At 47.4% G+C, this 16,987-nt stretch carries 15 protein-coding genes and 1 pseudogene; 2 read left to right on the plus strand and 14 right to left on the minus strand.

Going from position 1 to position 16,987, the window contains the following annotated elements; all coding sequences use genetic code 11:
* Positions 1-759 precede the first annotated feature (759 nt).
* The 3 genes and pseudogenes from C7433_RS08940 to C7433_RS08950 form a co-directional block, all read right to left on the minus strand.
* Positions 760-1,062, minus strand: a complete 303-nt coding sequence (locus C7433_RS08940) for a biofilm development regulator YmgB/AriR family protein (RefSeq protein ID WP_110268027.1) — start codon at positions 1,060-1,062, stop codon at positions 760-762.
* 397 nt (positions 1,063-1,459) lie between these two features.
* Positions 1,460-1,701 (minus strand): annotated as a pseudogene (gene ycgZ, locus C7433_RS23845) (regulatory protein YcgZ).
* 294 nt (positions 1,702-1,995) lie between these two features.
* Positions 1,996-2,250: a hypothetical protein gene (locus C7433_RS08950; protein WP_110268028.1), complete on the minus strand. Its 255-nt coding sequence runs from the start codon at positions 2,248-2,250 to the stop codon at positions 1,996-1,998.
* Positions 2,251-2,962: 712 nt separating this feature from the next.
* On the opposite strand from C7433_RS08950, the gene C7433_RS08955 reads away from it, so the two are divergent.
* Together C7433_RS08955 and C7433_RS08960 are read left to right on the plus strand one after the other, a co-directional pair.
* Positions 2,963-4,210, plus strand: a complete 1,248-nt coding sequence (locus tag C7433_RS08955; protein WP_110268029.1) for a DUF2254 domain-containing protein — start codon at positions 2,963-2,965, stop codon at positions 4,208-4,210.
* A 142-nt stretch (positions 4,211-4,352) separates the two neighbouring features.
* On the plus strand, positions 4,353-6,347 hold the full coding sequence (locus C7433_RS08960; RefSeq protein WP_110268030.1) for a choline BCCT transporter BetT: 1,995 nt from the start codon (positions 4,353-4,355) through the stop codon (positions 6,345-6,347).
* A gap of 405 nt (positions 6,348-6,752) precedes the next feature.
* Here the strand turns inward: C7433_RS08960 and C7433_RS08965 are convergent, their stop codons facing one another.
* The 11 genes from C7433_RS08965 to C7433_RS09015 all read right to left on the minus strand — a co-directional run bounded on the left by C7433_RS08965 (position 6,753) and on the right by C7433_RS09015 (position 16,675).
* Positions 6,753-7,190, minus strand: coding sequence for a DUF29 domain-containing protein (locus C7433_RS08965; RefSeq protein ID WP_014606856.1), 438 nt, complete (start codon positions 7,188-7,190; stop codon positions 6,753-6,755).
* 99 nt (positions 7,191-7,289) lie between these two features.
* Positions 7,290-7,844, minus strand: coding sequence for a single-stranded DNA-binding protein (locus C7433_RS08970; protein ID WP_110268031.1), 555 nt, complete (start codon positions 7,842-7,844; stop codon positions 7,290-7,292).
* A gap of 75 nt (positions 7,845-7,919) precedes the next feature.
* Positions 7,920-8,429, minus strand: a complete 510-nt coding sequence (locus tag C7433_RS08975; RefSeq protein WP_110268032.1) for an STY4534 family ICE replication protein — start codon at positions 8,427-8,429, stop codon at positions 7,920-7,922.
* Positions 8,430-9,059: 630 nt separating this feature from the next.
* Positions 9,060-11,078 carry a DNA topoisomerase III gene (locus tag C7433_RS08980; protein WP_110268033.1) on the minus strand — a complete coding sequence of 673 codons (2,019 nt, stop codon included), beginning with the start codon at positions 11,076-11,078 and terminating at the stop codon, positions 9,060-9,062.
* Positions 11,079-11,090: 12 nt separating this feature from the next.
* Positions 11,091-11,813 carry a PFL_4669 family integrating conjugative element protein gene (locus tag C7433_RS08985; protein ID WP_110268034.1) on the minus strand — a complete coding sequence of 241 codons (723 nt, stop codon included), beginning with the start codon at positions 11,811-11,813 and terminating at the stop codon, positions 11,091-11,093.
* A 373-nt stretch (positions 11,814-12,186) separates the two neighbouring features.
* Positions 12,187-12,627, minus strand: a complete 441-nt coding sequence (locus C7433_RS08990; RefSeq protein WP_110268035.1) for a bifunctional diaminohydroxyphosphoribosylaminopyrimidine deaminase/5-amino-6-(5-phosphoribosylamino)uracil reductase RibD — start codon at positions 12,625-12,627, stop codon at positions 12,187-12,189.
* Between the two features lie 268 nt (positions 12,628-12,895).
* Entirely contained in the window at positions 12,896-13,483 is a 588-nt protein-coding gene (locus tag C7433_RS08995) for a non-canonical purine NTP pyrophosphatase (RefSeq protein ID WP_110268036.1), read from the minus strand.
* The gene (locus tag C7433_RS09000; protein WP_110268037.1) at positions 13,480-14,373 is read right to left on the minus strand and encodes a DMT family transporter; all 894 of its coding nucleotides are present in this window, start codon (positions 14,371-14,373) and stop codon (positions 13,480-13,482) included. Before C7433_RS09000 ends, C7433_RS08995 begins: the two co-directional genes overlap by 4 nt.
* The gene (locus C7433_RS09005) at positions 14,348-14,878 is read right to left on the minus strand and encodes a TIGR00730 family Rossman fold protein (RefSeq protein ID WP_110268038.1); all 531 of its coding nucleotides are present in this window, start codon (positions 14,876-14,878) and stop codon (positions 14,348-14,350) included. Before C7433_RS09005 ends, C7433_RS09000 begins: the two co-directional genes overlap by 26 nt.
* 1 nt (position 14,879) lies before the next feature.
* Entirely contained in the window at positions 14,880-15,956 is a 1,077-nt protein-coding gene (locus C7433_RS09010) for a hypothetical protein (protein ID WP_146212556.1), read from the minus strand.
* Positions 15,953-16,675, minus strand: coding sequence for a hypothetical protein (locus C7433_RS09015; RefSeq protein ID WP_110268040.1), 723 nt, complete (start codon positions 16,673-16,675; stop codon positions 15,953-15,955). The genes C7433_RS09010 and C7433_RS09015 overlap by 4 nt, the downstream gene beginning before the upstream one ends.
* Positions 16,676-16,987 lie beyond the last annotated feature (312 nt).

The following is a 16,987-nucleotide window of genomic DNA, read 5'->3' on the forward strand; positions in this document are numbered from 1 at the left end:
AGTAATTGATATGCTGAAAAAGGTGCCTGTAAACCAAACTTCCAGCATATTTATCGGCAGAAAAAGGAATTTAATTATAAAAAAAAGCAGACTGTCATCCTGCTGACATGTATACGCCTGACGACTCAGGAATTCCCACTCTCTGACTGATAACGAATCATCTGAAACGCTGCTGACCGGGTTACTGAAAGCGCAATTCAAAAAAATGCCCGCGAAGCGGGCAAAGGAAAGCTAAACCATCTCACAGCCGACGCAGCAGTCAGCAGTTAACGGAGTATAGTTGAGTATAAAAAAACAACAGCACCGGTCTGCCAATTGCTCTGAAAGATACAAACACAAAACCCGCATTCAGAAAGTGGGAAGAAGTGCCGATAAATCTCAGCGATAACAGCCAGATATTGAAGCTGTCAGTAATAATCAGTCTGTATTCCACCTGAGTATTTGGGGCTCCGGCCCCCTTTTTTTTATTTACAAAGCCCTTACTACCTTCCTCTGATTGAATTATTCCCGGCGTCAGGAATGTGCGCTTCCGACCTTTAGCGTACTGAGGGGCAGACCGGCGTCCGCTATGCCCGAAGAGAGGAAATGCTGTAAACCTGAAAGAGATTTCTGTCTGACTGTGAAGAATGGGGCACCCGGCGATGTGCCGGGGAGGGTAACCAGCAGCAGAGAAGCGATCCTCACTCTGTGACTTACGCGAAAATCTTAAAGCAGCTGGCTTTAGAGCGGACCGGAAAGCGCATATGCACCGCGCAATCTTTACTGCACTCTGAAGTCGTCAACATCGCACGAGTAATAAACGACAATTTCCAGAGCACAACGCAGAACATCAAGTCTGACGATGTCAGATGAGCTTTCCATCTCAGTTATAAGGCTGAGTATCACATCTTTTCTCAGCACGCGTCCGTTACGTGCTTTCAGGCGCTGAACGATGTCCATGACAATTTCAGCCTCAGCAGCAAACTGTTCGCTGTGCTCATTCATTACCTGCAGTATGTTTTGTTCAGTTATATTTGGTTGCATACTCTGTCCTCCAGAGGTTAACAGGAAAGAGGTGGCCATAAGTCTCCCGGCGCTGCGGGTCCTTTCCCGCCTCCAGACTGGTACGGAGATATCACATGTAAATGTTGACGCATATCGGGCGGCGGCAAGTCATCCTTGTTGAGCGGGAGCACGGGGCACAGGGACGCGCAAAAGACGGAAGGAATTTAACTGACTCCATTAAGCCCCACAGTTTAAGCCCGTTCATGCTCATTCTCTTATCCGGCTATCCCATCAGCCCTGCCTTGAGAATGACACCCGATACCGGTAAACACTCATTCAGCAGTCCTGCAAGTTCGCCGGCATTAACTTCGCCTGCAATTTTTTATTTTGTTTCTGTGCACAACGCTTCAGACCGCCTCCTGTAAAAAAGTCATAGGCTTTTCCTGTACATAAGGCAGCTTCTGTTTCTGAGGGCTTACCTGCGACCAAGCAGCAGGCCAATAAGTGAGTGATAGTGCCGCTCCTCTTCCATATTGCCTGCCAGCTCCAGGCGACGCACGAGCCTGGAACAGATTGCAGTACGGTTGAGAGCACTGCCGCTACGCAGAATTTCAGCGACTATCTGCCCAGCGTTTCCTGCTGTGAAAATTGATGCGTATTATTAAAATAGTGGGCGAAATCTCCCGCAGTATCGGTCTTCAGGCTGCTCTGTGACATACTATATCTCTCTGAAAAGCGGTGGTTAAAATGTCATCGGCTGACGGCGCGGCGAAAGTTATACAAAACATAAAATTCTGTACAGTATTTTTTTAGTCTGGATGCTAAATTTCTTTTGCAAAAAGAGCTAAGCACTATGAATCAGAGTGATACAGGGAGGGTGTCTGACGTTCAGAATTAAACCGGAAGTGTCGTCCCTGACAGTTTCTCCGGCCGGCACGTCAGAGTGTGCCGAATGAGGCTGGCTATTCTTCGTCGTGTCACGGCCGGAGCCGGTCTACGTTCCCGGTGGTATTATCCGTCGTTTTCCTGGCCTGTCATCATGCAGTGCAGTTCAGCCTGTTCGCGACTGCCGTACCTGCTGTATCCCTGAAGCCAGCGTTTGGCGTCAAAGATTTCAGCAAGTTTTGAGTCGCTTACTTCACCATCAGCCATAACGGCGAGTTCCTGAAGCAGGGACTCTGTCGTAATGTCATGGCCTCTCAGCGACAGACTGATCGCTGCTTCACCGATAATGATATGGCCTTTTTCATCGTCGTGATAAAACACAGCAAATCCTCCATTTCGAGTGAATACAGCCTCAGGATGTACTGTAGTTGTGCAAAAAATTATCGCCAGGATATTTATCTGAAAATCAGGTTTGAAAAAATTTTATGATTAAAAGATGTGAAATATTAAAAAATGAACCAGAATAAAATTTCGCGATAAGAATGCTGCGTTCAGTATCAGGGATTTATTGAGTCAAAATAACAAGGGTGCTTGCTGCGGCAAACCTGCCGCAGCACTTTCCCAGATTCCTTTATCAGTCAGCCTCTCACTTACATTCCAGCCTAAGGGTAGTTTCTGTAGCCTTTGTCCTTCAATGCAAGATCAAAGAATCTCGCCATATACCAGCATAAACATATCCTCAAAAAAATAGGTACGTCTCTGGTCGTTTTTTCGATATCCGCTTCTGGCACAAGGCGGACTGTCGGCGCTGAAGATCGGCTTTAGGCGAAAAACTAACATGGCTGGCATTACGGCATATTTATCAGAAGGGAGCAGGTCAACTTACCTGAACATAAAAAATTCTTTCGGGATAGACGTTCGTGAAATGGCCGTAAGTCAGAACGGTTAAATAAAGCGAATGTACTTCACAAGGAGAGGTTCAAAACAGAAATTCATAAAAATTATGATGTTGCCTCAATGAAGAAAAAGAGAACTTATACTTTCAGATCAATGCACATTTTTTCTGTTACTTATCTACTTCCAGGAGCCGGGGATGTCAAAAACACAATGGATTTTTCGTCAACTGACTAGGCAGCTCTGGTTCAGGAGTACACTCTTTGCTGTACTGGCTGTGGTAACCGCTTTAGTCGCAATCGCTGTCAAAGCTTTTATTCCCGTATCCATATCCGGCCTTATTGGTACCGATGCCGTGGATAAAATACTGGGCATTCTGGCCTCAAGTATGCTTGCTGTGACGACCTTCTCACTTAACATCATGGTCTCGGCTTATAACACTGCAGGCAGCAGCGTCACGCCACGCGCCACTAAACTTCTACTTGAAGATCGCACAACACAGAATGTTCTGGCCACATTCATAGGCTCGTTTCTATTCAGTCTTGTCGGTATCGTCGCGCTCGGTATGGGAGCCTATGGTTCTCAGGGACGTGCAGTGCTCTTTTTTGTCACGCTGATTGTTATTGTGATGATTGTCATCACCCTGTTGCGCTGGATACAGCATCTTTCACAGTTCGGACGAATGGCGGAAACGTCTCAGCGCGTAGAAGATGCGACTGCATCAGCACTCTCACCGTGGCTGCAGGACTCCTGTCTCGGTTGTTCACCCTGGCATGGTAAAGGGCCTGAAACGACGGACATGCTGCCGTTAATGCCCGACAGGGTCGGTTATATCCAGCATATCGATCTGGCAAAATTATCTGAATTTGCAGATAAAAATGATCAGAGTCTGTATCTGAACGTTCGTTCCGGTGCTTTTTTGCATTTATCTTTTCCGATTTTATATACGCTGAAGGTCTTATCCGAAGAGCAGAAACAGGAATTACGGGAAGCCTTTACGGTTGCAGAACAGCGATCATTTGATCAGGACCCTCGCTTCGGGCTGTGTGTTCTTTCGGAGATTGCCTCGCGTGCTCTCTCACCTGCCGTGAACGATCCGGGAACCGCCATTGATATCATCGGCCGCGCTGTGCGTCTTTTCTGCTCCCCGGCAAAAACCGGTGAAGGCTCTGCCCCTTATCCCCGACTGTTCATACACCCGGCCAACATCAGTGACCTTTTTGACGATATATTCACGCCAATAGCACGCGATGGTGCTGCGCTGCTTGAAGTGCATATCCGTCTGCAAAAAGCTTTACTGGCGCTGGCGCAGTATAAACCTGCCGTTTACGCAGCTGATGCCAGGAGACACTCCCGTCTGGCACTGGATCGGGCAAGAAAGGCGCTGGTTCTCAGGGAGGATATTCTCCGACTGGAGGAACTGGCTGTCGGTATTGTTAAATGCTGATGTCAACAGTGACTGACATTCCGCTTTTAATCAGAGGAACGTGTAAAGAAGCGGTGAAAATCTGCGCAGTCGTGGGGACTTCGCTTTTACTGCTTTATACAGATTGTTACATTCGGAGTTCATTCAACAGAACAGGAACGATATGACTTCTCAAGAATCGAACATAAAAACTAAACGCAGCCACATAAACCCGCCGGTTTTCTTCACGTCTGCAGCACTGATATTTGTACTGGTTGTTTTTGCCGCCCTGTTTCCGGAGCAGGCAGAAATCCGGCTTGGAACCCTTCAGAATGCCCTTTTTGCCAATGCCAGCTGGTTTTACATTCTTGCTGTTGCAGTCATTCTTCTCACAGTTGCTTACCTGGGGCTGTCACGCTACGGTGACATTAAACTGGGGCCGGACCATGCTGAACCGGATTTCAGTTATCACTCATGGTTTGCCATGCTTTTTTCTGCAGGGATGGGCATCGGGCTGATGTTCTTCGGCGTGGCGGAGCCTGTAATGCATTATATGTCGCCACCGACAGGCACGCCGGAAACGGTGCAGGCAGCGAAGGAAGCATTGCGCATTACTTTTTTCCACTGGGGGCTTCACGCGTGGGCCATCTATGCCATTGTTGCACTTATCCTGGCATTCTTCAGCTACCGTCACGGCCTGCCGCTTACGCTTCGTTCCGCACTTTATCCGATCATAGGAAATCGCATTTATGGCTGGATGGGGCATGCCGTGGACATTTTTGCAGTAATCGGTACCGTGCTGGGTGTGGCCACATCTCTGGGTTATGGTGTGCTGCAGGTAAATGCAGGACTGAACCATTTGTTTGGCGTGCCTGTTAACGCAACCATGCAGGTCATTCTGATAGCGGTCATTACGGGGCTGGCAACACTTTCAGTGGTATCCGGTCTGGATAAGGGGATTCGTATCCTCTCTGAGGTGAACCTCTCCCTCGCTGTCCTGCTGTTGATCCTTGTCGGTGCGCTCGGGCCTACGGTTTTGCTGCTGAAATCCTTTGTTGAAAACACCGGCGGCTATCTTTCTGAACTGGTGACCAAAACGTTCAACCTGTACGCATACGAACCGAAATCCAGTAAATGGCTTGGAGGCTGGACGCTCTTCTACTGGGGATGGTGGCTGGCATGGTCACCCTTCGTGGGAATGTTCATTGCGCGCGTATCCCGGGGGCGAACGATTCGTGAGTTTGTCACGGGTGTGCTGTTCGTGCCAGCTGGCTTCACTCTGCTGTGGATGACGTTTTTTGGTAACAGCGCTATCTGGCTGATTATGCAGAAAGGTGCAGGCGATCTGGCGCAGACCGTGCAGTCTGATCAGACGCTGGCGCTTTTTAATTTCCTCGAACACTTTCCGTTCAGCTCTGTGCTGTCATTCATCGCTATGGCAATGGTCGTGGTTTTCTTTGTCACTTCAGCGGATTCCGGCGCGATGGTCGTGGATACGCTGGCATCAGGTGGTACAGACAAAACGCCTGTCTGGCAACGCATTTTCTGGGCAGCTCTGATGGGCGTTGTGGCCGTAACGTTGCTGCTCGCCGGTGGCATGAAAGCGCTTCAGACTGTCACCATAGCCAGCGCACTGCCGTTTGCCATCATTCTCATGATGTCGATTTACGGCCTGATTAAAGCATTACGTGTTGATGCGTGGAAGCGTGAAAGTAAGCAGATAGCGACCATTGCGCCCACGGCGGCACGTAATCCTATTACCTGGCAGCGTCGACTGCGCAACATAGCCTACTTTCCGAAACGTTCACACGTGAAGCGTTTTATGACCGAGGTTATCTATCCTGCGATGGAAATGGTGGAACAGGAGCTGGCAAAACAGAATACCGTTTCTCACACGAATGATGACGCAGACGACAGGATCCATTTCGAAGTAGATCTTGGTAATGAGCTTAACTTTGTTTATGAGATACGTCTGCGGTCATATATGCAGCCGGCCTTTGCCCTCGCTGGTATGTCGGATAACGACAGGGATGAGAAACATCGTTATTACCGCGCCGAAGTGTACCTTAAAGAAGGTGGACAGGATTATGACATTATGGGATGGACCCAGGAGCAGATCATACACGATATCCTTGACCAGTATGAAAAGCACCTGCACTTCCTGCATATTGTACGCTAGCTTTCATTAAGCAATGAACGCCTGAAAGAGGCTCACAACACCTCTTTCAGGCGTGCCTCCATCCTCACTATCGTGACAAACACAAGATATCCATTCCCCCGAAGTAAAAATTTTTCTATTCGCTATAACTGCTGTATTGGGTTGGTCATCAAACTGCCACATTAAAACGCCCATCAGTTACTTCCTTCTTTGCAACAGTTAAGCATTTTTTTGTAAAACATGACCATAAATTCTGTCCTGATCCCTTTGATTAATACACCGATATGTTAGCAATGTCCGCTTCTGGCACAGAGCAGACTGTCAGATTAAATTCAGCTCTGCGGCATAACCGAGTCAGGCCAGATCAGCGAAGCCGGTATAAAAAAGCCAGCATAAGCTGGCTGTGTTAATCAGTTACGGTGAGTGTCAGTCCTGTTCTGGGTAGAATTCCAGGGAAAGGATTTGCCCCATATCCCAGATACAGTCTTCAGGAAACACATCGAGTTGCGTTTCCTGAGCGGCAGAAGAAACAGCATCGGCCCAGACGGTCGCAATCCAGTCTGGATCGGCCAGGGCCACTTTCAGACTCGGCGTACCTTTTATATGCAACGCCAGAGCTTTACGCTGCTCTTTAATGGTACGTTGCCAGCTTGATCCACGGCGTCCAGGCTGGAACTTCCATTTGAGAAGATGTGCAAGCAGAACCGCCATACGACTGGCTAATTCACGCTTTTCGCTTTTGCCCACGTCTTCGATCTCCTCGGCGATATTAGCAATATCAATCTCAGAGAAGCGACCCGCACGCAGTAAAGCCGCCTGCTCCTGTGCCCAGGCAACAACATCGGCTTCATATCGTGTATTCATGGTTGATCTCCAGTGACATTCCTGATTTATGAATATCATTATAGAATAAAAAAGCGCCAGAAAAAACTGGCGCCGCGAGGGTGTAAATTAATGAATCCTTTACGAAATTGCGTAAATGGCCTTACGACAAACGCCATAACCATGTCCGAGGAACGGTATGTCATCATCAAAGTCCATTGGAGGCTCGTTCGCCGGATTACTTGGTGCCGACTGTTGTGCCTGAGAGGGCTGAGGCTGTTGTGGCTGGCCCCATGCGCTCTGCTGGCCTGACGGCTTATTGTTTCCACTGGTGTTGGTGCTGTTTTTAGCCCCGCCCAGCATCTGCATCGTTCCGTTTACATCAACCACGATTTCGGTCGTATAACGCTCAGTACCTTCGTTATCCTGCCATTTTCGTGTTCTGAGTTTGCCTTCGATATAGACCTGTGAACCCTTACGCAGGTATTCACCGGCTATTTCAGCCAGCTTTCCAAACAGAACGACGCGATGCCATTCGGTTTTTTCCCGGTTTTCACCGGTCTGTTTGTCACGCCAGGTTTCTGAAGTGGCAACGGAAAGACCGGTCACTGCAGTACTGTTTGGCATGTAACGAACTTCGGGGTCCTGACCGAGATTGCCGACCAGGATAACTTTGTTGACGCCGCGTGCGGACATAATGAATTCCTCTTAGAAATGGGGTTGAGAGGAACACACCCGCCGGGATGTGTTCCGGCGGTGTGTCCGTGACGCTTAGAAAGATTCCGGATCGTAAGCCTTTTGAGCGGCCGGACCGGTTTCGGGCGTCTGGGAAGCGTTAGGAGCCTTGTAAACAACGTCCTGCCCCTTTTTGATGAACTCGACCTTTATCAGGCGGGCCTTCAGTGAGGGGCGGGATTCACCGGCATGCTCACCGCTTTGCAGGGTAAACACGTCGGCTTTCAGGCCACTGAGTACAAAGCCAATCAGGACTTTTTCCTCTTCATCAACGGCTTTCTGGCAGCGGTTGATGAGCGAGGTCTGTTCTTTACCTGCAACGGTAATGTCGAAGCGGGTATAGGAAGCATTGTCAGTCGGACCTGTCAGGGCATTGATTACGGCACAGGTAAACTCACCATTAGCGCCCTGCAGCCGACGAATCGAACTGAGGTAGCCGATGCCACTGACGTTAAGGTTGAAATACTCTTTCTGGTTGTTGCCGGTAGTGGCAGAGCCAGCAGAAGCAGTGTTGTTTGAAGCAGGGGTATTTGCAGTTGCAGTCATGATGTTATCTCCGGAGTAAAACGAAATAGGGCGCGGAGAAACATCAGTCCCGTGCGGGAGAGAGTTTCCCGCAGGGGTCAGCAGATAACTGCCGACAGGCTGAATTGGTGAAGAGGACCTTAACCTGGTATTCAGGTCCCTGTTTGCAAAGGTTAACAGGTTTGAACCGCCCGAAAGCGCCATCTCTCAGGTTGTGATGGCATTGGCATGTGATTACCCGAAGGCGTCCCTCTCAAATCACCGGAACATTGGCAGTTGTCGGAAGGACAACGTTTAGCCTCTTTATCTTTCACGTACACGCGGCGCTTGTCAATCTGACCGCGTATAAAAATTCATCAGTGCGCGGATAATAAAAAGCGGCACCTCACGGCACCGCCACTGGGGTCTGCACCATCGACCTTTTGTTAACCTGCATGAGGCAGTTGCTCCGCTGGTGTGTTCAGCTCCCGGCACGGATTTCACGGAGTTTTCGTGCCTTGACGCCTCCCGCACAGGTAGTAGGGGGCGACCAGACTGTACTCCAACAGCACATGCATTAGATGCTGAAGGAGCCCGCAGTCACGGGGGGCGGCTTCAGAGCCGGCGTCACAATAACAAAGGCGCTACCCGCCCGCAATCGGATAAGACGGGTTAATTCTTTTTTGTTTTTGGCGACTTAGCGCGGGCGGGGCTTTTACGCCTGCCAGTATCCAGACTGATGATGCCTTTGCATTCCGGGTAGCGCGTACAGCTGCGGAATTCCCCTTTAGGGCTCCTGCGCAGGGCGGTTTGGCTGCCGCAGAGCGGGCAAGGAGGCGAAGGCGGCACCCGGATGCTGATGCGCTGCTGCATTCCCTGGCTGACTAACGTCGCGGTCCAGGCGGTCTGACGCTGCAGAAAGTCGTTCAGGTTCATACGGCCGGCAGCCACTTCGTCAAGCGCCTGCTCCCAGAGCGCAGTCATACCCGGGTCGGTCAACTGCGGCGGCAGGGCATCGATGACGTCCGCACCCAGGTCTGTTGCCAGCAGTTTGCTGCCTTTGAGCGTGATGAATCGGCGGCTTAGCAGCTGCTCGATGATGCCGGCACGCGTTGCTTCAGTACCGAGCCCGGCGTTTTCTTTGAGGATTTTACGCAGCTGAAGGTCAGTGACATAAGCAGCGGCGTTCATCATGGCACCAATCAGCGTGTCAAAGCTGTAATGCGCAGGCGGCTGGGTCATCAGCTGCTTAACCTCTGCGCCGGTAACGCCGCACTGTGCCCCTTTGCTGAGCGGTGGCAGGGCTCCTGCGTTTTCGTCCTCAGCAGTGTCCTTATCTTCTTCGTCCATCGTAAACAGCACTTTCCAGCCCTTCAAAACTTCAGTTCGGCCAGTCGTGCGGAACAGCTGGCCACCGATATCAAAGGAAATACGCGTTGCGTCCGATTCACTGAATGGAAGGAACTGGGCCAGGTAGTTGCGACGGATAAGCAGGTAGACCTGTCGCTCTGTCTCAGTCAGGCCGGACAGCTGAACGGCGTTGCGCGTGGGGATAATGCCGTGATGCGCCGTGATTTTTTTATCGTTCCAGATGCGGGAAACAAACCCTCTGTCCAGTTGTGAAAGCAGGGATGCGAACTCAGGTGAGGGGTCAGTCCGTGCCATGGCATCAAACACGGCCGGGATTTCTTCCCGCATCGACTCCGGCAGCCAGCCGCAGTCTGTGCGGGGATAGGTCGTGGCCTTGTGCTTTTCATACAGGCTCTGAGCAGTGTCCAGCACCTGCTGTGGCGACATATTCCACATCCTGCCGCAGGCCCGCTGAAGCATTCCCAGTGAAAAAGCCAGCGGGGCGGCCTCTTTCTCGCGTTTTGTTTCGTGCTCCGTCACGGTTGCAACACCCGCCTGACGGCAGAGCTGCGCCACCTGCTGAGCGATATTCTGGTGAATACAGCGCTTTTCCTCATCCGCATAGACAGCGGCTGGCACCCAGGAGGCAGCGAATGTCATACCGGCGGTACTGAGCGTGGCCTTAACCTGCCAGTAGGGCTTCGGCACGAAAGCGGCAATCTCGCGGTCGCGACGAACAACCAGTGCCAGCGTGGGCGTCTGTACCCGCCCGACTGAGACCACGCCCTCAAAACCTGCTTCGGCCGCCCTGAGGGTATACAGCCGGGACAGGTTCATGCCGACCAGCCAGTCCGCGCGTGAACGACCGAGCCCGGCATGGTACATCCCGACCGAAGCCTGTCCCGGACGCAGGTCGCTCAGAGCAGCCCGGACGCTGAGCTCGTCCAGGGCCGAGAACCACAGGCGCAGAATTTTCCCCTCCCAACCGCAGTAGTCCAGCAGTTCGCGGGCGATGACTTCACCTTCGCGATCGGCGTCGGTGGCAATCACCACCTCATCTGCCTGCCTGAGCAGTTTCTCAATGACCCTGAACTGATCCTGCGTGTCCTTTTTAACGACAACCTGCCACCTTGAAGGGATAATTGGCAGCACGGACAGTGACCAGGGCTTGCCGTACTGCTGGCCATAGACCTCAGGGGGCGCGGTCTCCAGCAGATGGCCTACCGCCCAGGTGACAGTTACGCCGTTTCCCGTTATAAAACCGTCACCGCGTCGGGTCGCGCTCAGCACGGCGGCGAGGTCACGCCCCTGAGAAGGCTTTTCGCACAAGAATAACCGCATCACCGGCCCCCGCTACTGACCGGCTTTATAACGCAGGCGCAGAAGATTCACGCTGGCCTCGTTAATCGGCGGAGAAAACGCCGAGCGTTTGTCACCGAGCAGAACGGCGCGATCAGGTTCACCGGCAGCCTCGCACGCAGTGCGCCACCTCTCATTATCTTCAAGTGCGTCAAGACGGGTTGCGCCTACTTTGCGATAGCGTAAAACAGAGCCATAAATCTCTCTCAGCAGACGGCTTCCGCTGCCCAGCATGTCATAACGTTGACTGCGGGAGATGACACCATAATGGGCGGCCTGCAAAACCCTTTTTGCATACTGATCAAAACCCATCAGTAAAAATACGCACCGGTAACCGAGGGGGGTGCCACTGAATACCGTCAGATCCAGCGTTTCAGCTGCCTGTGCATCCGTAATACTGACACCCGCAGGCACGAAACTCATCTGCTTATCCAGCGAGGCGATAAGTTCATTCATCTGCTGACTGGCATGCTCAATCTTTTCTTCAAGGGTCAGCATGGCCATATCAGCCCATGGTTCGTTTTGCTGAGAATCGCGGTTGATCTGTGTGGAGCGATGAAGGAACTGGGGCATACCCATAATCGGCTGCTTTCCCTTTTTACCGTCTTCACGCTTCTCCGCTTTGCGGCCTTCCCATAAACCAATCGCATAATTAGTGTGCAGTTCAATTCGTAGTTCAGACTGAAGCGCACCGGCCCTGTTTTTCTTCTCTGCCATCGTTAATACCTGCATTCAGTTAAGATGAACCGGCATCATCCTGAAAGCACAGGTTTTACAACAGTCTGAAACTCATAATCCCGGTTATCTAATTACAGGTTGTTCAATTTTTGACCTTGCTGCGCCCCGCAGCAAGAGTGTTTTTTGACCAGTTACGCGGAGCGACTTAGCCAGACCGCTACTGCAAGCGGAAGGTGTTGCGTCAGGATGAAAATCCTCTGGCCCTGAAACGGAGCCGGGCAGAGACGGCGCGCCGGCTCTGTGCGAAACATGACAGTCGACAGGACGCCCAGCGGACAGGCTGACTGAGCTGGAGGTCCGCTATGAGCGAAAAGCGGACGTAAATTTTATGGCCAGAACAGTTTTGTTGTATTCACACTGCCTGGGATTTCACCAGATAAGGCGATAGAAACTTCTCTACTTCTCGTTTTCCAATTCCTAGCGTAAAGCTGACCCCTGCATTTTTTAAAATTCTGAGTCCTTCACCACTGTTTCTAGGATGCGGGTCTTCAATGGCTACATAAACATGGCGTGGTTTTAGCTCAGCAAGTGTCAAAGCACATGAGGGGGTTCTTCCTTGAAAGGAGCAGGGTTCCAGTGTGACAAAGATTTCACATTCACCTATTGGAACCGCTAGTTTTGAAATGGCGTCTATCTCTGCGTGATGATGACCTGGATGTTGAGTGAAGCCGTAGGAAACCACCTGTCCTTTATGGACAATCACGCACCCTACGGGTGGATTTGGTCTGCAGCCTGGGAGCGCTTGACGTGATTTTTCAAGCGCTAACAGCATGAATTCTAAATTTTGGCTCATCTGCTTTTATGTCCCAATAAGTTAATCATAGACTTAAGATTTGTAATCATCCGGCATAAATGTCCATTATTTAGATTAATCACTAAAAAGCGATGACCAATCTTTCGTTGATTGACTTGTACTGATCCTTCGTCACTTCCGCTTCTGGCACAAAGCGGACAGGCTGACTGAGCTGAAGGTCCGCTATGAGCGAGAAGCGGACGTTTGCTTCAGCTAACGTAAGTGATAACTGAAAATTGTAAATATATTGGCTTATATATACTTTTGATTATACGTCATCTTGATTAACTTCTCGTATAAAATCAGTAAGCTGGGTGAAAGGATTTTCTTTTCTCCACTTATCTTCCAGTGCTGAAACCTGCAATGGATTGAGTTCACTAAAATGTTTACCATAATCGCTTAAGCCGATTATATTCCAAAGCTGTGACCAGCCATGTATGCTTCTATATGGTTTTTCAGTGAGATAAAGATTATCTCTGATAAACGTAAACTCATGCTTTTCTTTTTTTTCATTGTAATAGCAAATGCAACTTCTGAAATAGCATTCGCGATTCTTTATTCCACTCATTACTTTGAGCAAGCCTTCCGTGCCAAGAGTTTCTAAAACATATTTTACATAAACTCCAGGAAACTCTTTTAGGGCAGGAATATGAAAACTACTGTCTTCCACAAAAAAGGGGTGATTAATTTCCTCTGATACATACTCTGCTTTTTTTTTGCAAACTTCATTTGCATGTTCAGCCTGTATCTCAGGAACAAACATGATGGTCTGTTTTAAGTTAATTCCACAGGAATAAAAATGTCGCCGTGCATCTTTGAATTTTTCTGAATTGCCTGTAATAAAATGAATCATCATCTTTTTACCTGTGTTAGGACGGAACTAAAAACTATAAGGATAACTGATAAGAATATAGCGAAGTTCATTTCTTGGTTAAAAAATAAAGCAGAGAAAATAAAAGAAAAAACAAGTGTTGCGTGATTTGAAAAACTTAATGAAAACGGTGTGCTTCGGCCCGTTATAAAAAGCATTAGTGCTATTGCCGCAATATTAAATACAACACCTGTTAAATAAATACCTGTGCTACTAATCTGTATATTGCTAGGAAATCCGTCATTTAAAATTAAAAACAAGCATCCAGAAACAAGATTTGTAGCAAGAAGGAGTTGGTTATAAGTTATCCCGGCGCGAAAAGAAGCTTTCAGGAAATAGCCGCTAGCCGCGTATGAAAGTGGCACTAAAAGCATGATAACATAATAGAATGAAGAAGCATTGCCAGAGCTACTATCTAACTGAGGCACTATCAATAGAGAAGCCCCAAAAACACCAGAGGCTAGTGCCACTATAGATAAAGCACTAAGCCTCATCTGTCCAAGCGTAAGGCCTAGTATCATTGAAAATACTGGCGTTAAGCTTGTTATAAGAGAGGTTTCGGCAGGACTCATTTGCTGCAAAGAAAAGTAAAGAATGCAGTATGGAAAGAATACTAAAGTCAATGCTGTACTAAGCAACCAAATGCAGGACTTAATGTTCACATCTGTCAAAACCCTCACATTTCTCTTTAAACATGCCAATATAAGAATAGCGATGACAGTTCCAAAGTTCAGAACTATGGGAAAATCAAAAATACCTGCCCCATTTGTTAACAGTAACTTGCCAAGGACTGATTCAGATGCCCATAAAAGGCCTAATAGCAGTATTAGTGTACCATTAAGGAGATAATTAATCATGATTTGTGAAGTACTCATCAAGCGAGGCGTATTTTCTGAATGTATCTCTTCCTTCAGTAAGGATCATCTCTTCACGCTCAGCTATTTTAATAAATTCAAAAAACTTATCCCAATAGTTATTGATATTTATAAAGCTTATAGTTTGCTTAATCAGTCCTAACTGTTTTTGTGTGATGACTTCGCACGTCTCATCTAATGTCCCAAAACCACCTGGAAGAATGAGAAACTCATCAGCTATATTTATCATCGCCATTTTTCTCAAGCTAAGTGAGTCGGTTTCTATTATTTCAAGTGAACTCTCTGGTAAAGGTTCAGAGGGGCGAACCTGTGGACACGTTACGCCTATCACTTTACCTCCGGCAGCTTCTGCTCCTTCGGTAAGCTTTCCCATTAATCCGCTTCGAGAACCTCCATGTATGATTGTATCACCTCGCTTTGCCAGACGGTTACCTGTCTCGTAGGCTGCATAACTCAAAAGTGGATTGATACCATTCCCTGAACTGCAAAATACACATATATTCATATTAGTGGCCCAGTAATTCCTCGAAATATTTCACGGTGTAATTCCTGAAAACTTTACGCGGATGTTCTAACCAACCCGAGACTTCTTTCCATAGCTGATAGTAGATATCACTTCCAAATGTGTGCTCAAGACAGGTGGAGTCAACGTTATATTTGGGAAGGTGTGCATAACGGTCACTACCTATCTGAGCAGATTTTGCCAATTTTGCGCCAAACTCATCTAATATTACAGGCGAAAAAAAACGGAGCGGGTGATCTTCTACTGGAATACCATAACGTATTAATGCCTCCATGTTTAGGGTGGCGTACTGGACCCAGTCAGCACCATCACTCATCATGTTTTGTCCATCAGCCTTTTTCATCTTGTATATATAATAAATTTCGCGAGCCAGTGCTCTAACAGGAGTGTTTATATCGAAAAGATCAGTATTGTTTACAGACAAAAGACCTTCATAACTACCATGTAAAGGGCAAGAGCATTCATAAATACGGCCACCATCTGTACTTTTACCTGCATACTTTCCACCTGTCTTTTCGGCGAAATCGCATACTGGACAGGCGAATCTTACTTTAAATTTCTGTTCTGAAGGGCAGAGAAGAGTAGCTAATTCATCTTCCCTCTCAATCAAGTTAATAATTATTTCTCTTACTTCAGGGGTAGACTGGAAGTCGTTATAACTCCAAGAGTTATATGGAATGCCTGAAATATCAGAAAAAATATTTAGAAGCTTGCGAAATTCTTTCAAATGTTTTTCGGACTTAGAGTCATAGTCATTACAAGGAGATTTACCCAGCATTCTGTAGAAAATAGAACCATCAATTTCGCACGTGTCGCCCGGTGCGTTCTCAAGCTCCCAAAAAAGAACCTTGGACTCTGTACCACAATTTTCTTTAAGCTTTTTAGCAAGTGCGAAAGTGCTAATTAACGAAGTAACTGTCCCAAAGTGAGGGTAACTATTTGGCTGAGCTGCCGGATGAAATACAAGCTGACTTTTCCCTTTGAGTTTTTCATTGTATAAATCTTCTATCCTATGAGTAGTATGACTAATTCCAATAGGGGGCAGTGTTTTTTTCATCATCTTTTACCATATGCATTAATTTGAAAAACGGACAATGCGTTATGACTCTTATTCATATATTCAGGATTGTGAATTTTTAAATTTTCAAAGTATGAATCACGTTCATGATTTGACGCAAAATTTCGCATAGGAAAAACTTCAGGATGGATTTCTACGCGATCAAATTCTTTTTCAAGAAAAGACAATAGTTCTTTCTTATCGAAGCTACATGTTGGCCAACCAATAAAATCAGCTTTATTTTCAGGGTGGGAGTAAATTTTAGAAAAAGTTTTAACACCAACATAACTAAATGCACCGGAAGCAACAACTAGATCCGTGTTTGACAGAAGATTAAAATTCTCTTCTTCAAGTTCTTCCTCTTCGAGATTCTGGCATATGAGATAATCTATATAATTCTCTTTTAGCGCATATGCCAGGGCCTTGTCTGAGACATCAATACCGATTACATTACATATAGTGTTAGCAAAAGGAGATGATTTTTCATCCCAATTACCGTATGGAATTCTATATTTAGCTATCCTACCATTGAATCCATAACTACAAGCTACATCAATGATTTTGCACTCTCCACGCTGCTTCGTATAGATTTCAATTTGCTTTAAAAGCGGACCATAAACAAAATCATCATTTCGATAATTCAGTCTTCCAAGCTGTGAGATGTAACTGTCAGGTGTAGGCTGGTTATATATTTCATTAAAGTCATTTTTTTTGAAATCCAAACTAGTGCCCTCGTCAAGTAACCCTGAGTTATATTAACCATCCTTAAACAGTATTCAACAGTATGTGAACACAAATATGCATCATTTTTATTCTTTTAAATATAAAACAATGAGTTGTATGATAATAAATGGTTTAACATGATGTTAATTTTCATGCTGCATTATGTTGGCTAAAATCTGACCAATAAGCCGTCACTTCCCTTCTATAGAAGAATATTTTTCAAAAAAAAACGAAAGTTAATTTTAGCAGTTAATTAAGTTGGTGGCATTGTTATTGCTCTTCCCCTTAATTTAGTACAGGACGTTTTAGCG

It is taken from the genome of Pantoea sp. PNA 03-3 (assembly GCF_003201175.1).
GTDB lineage: Bacteria > Pseudomonadota > Gammaproteobacteria > Enterobacterales > Enterobacteriaceae > Pantoea > Pantoea stewartii.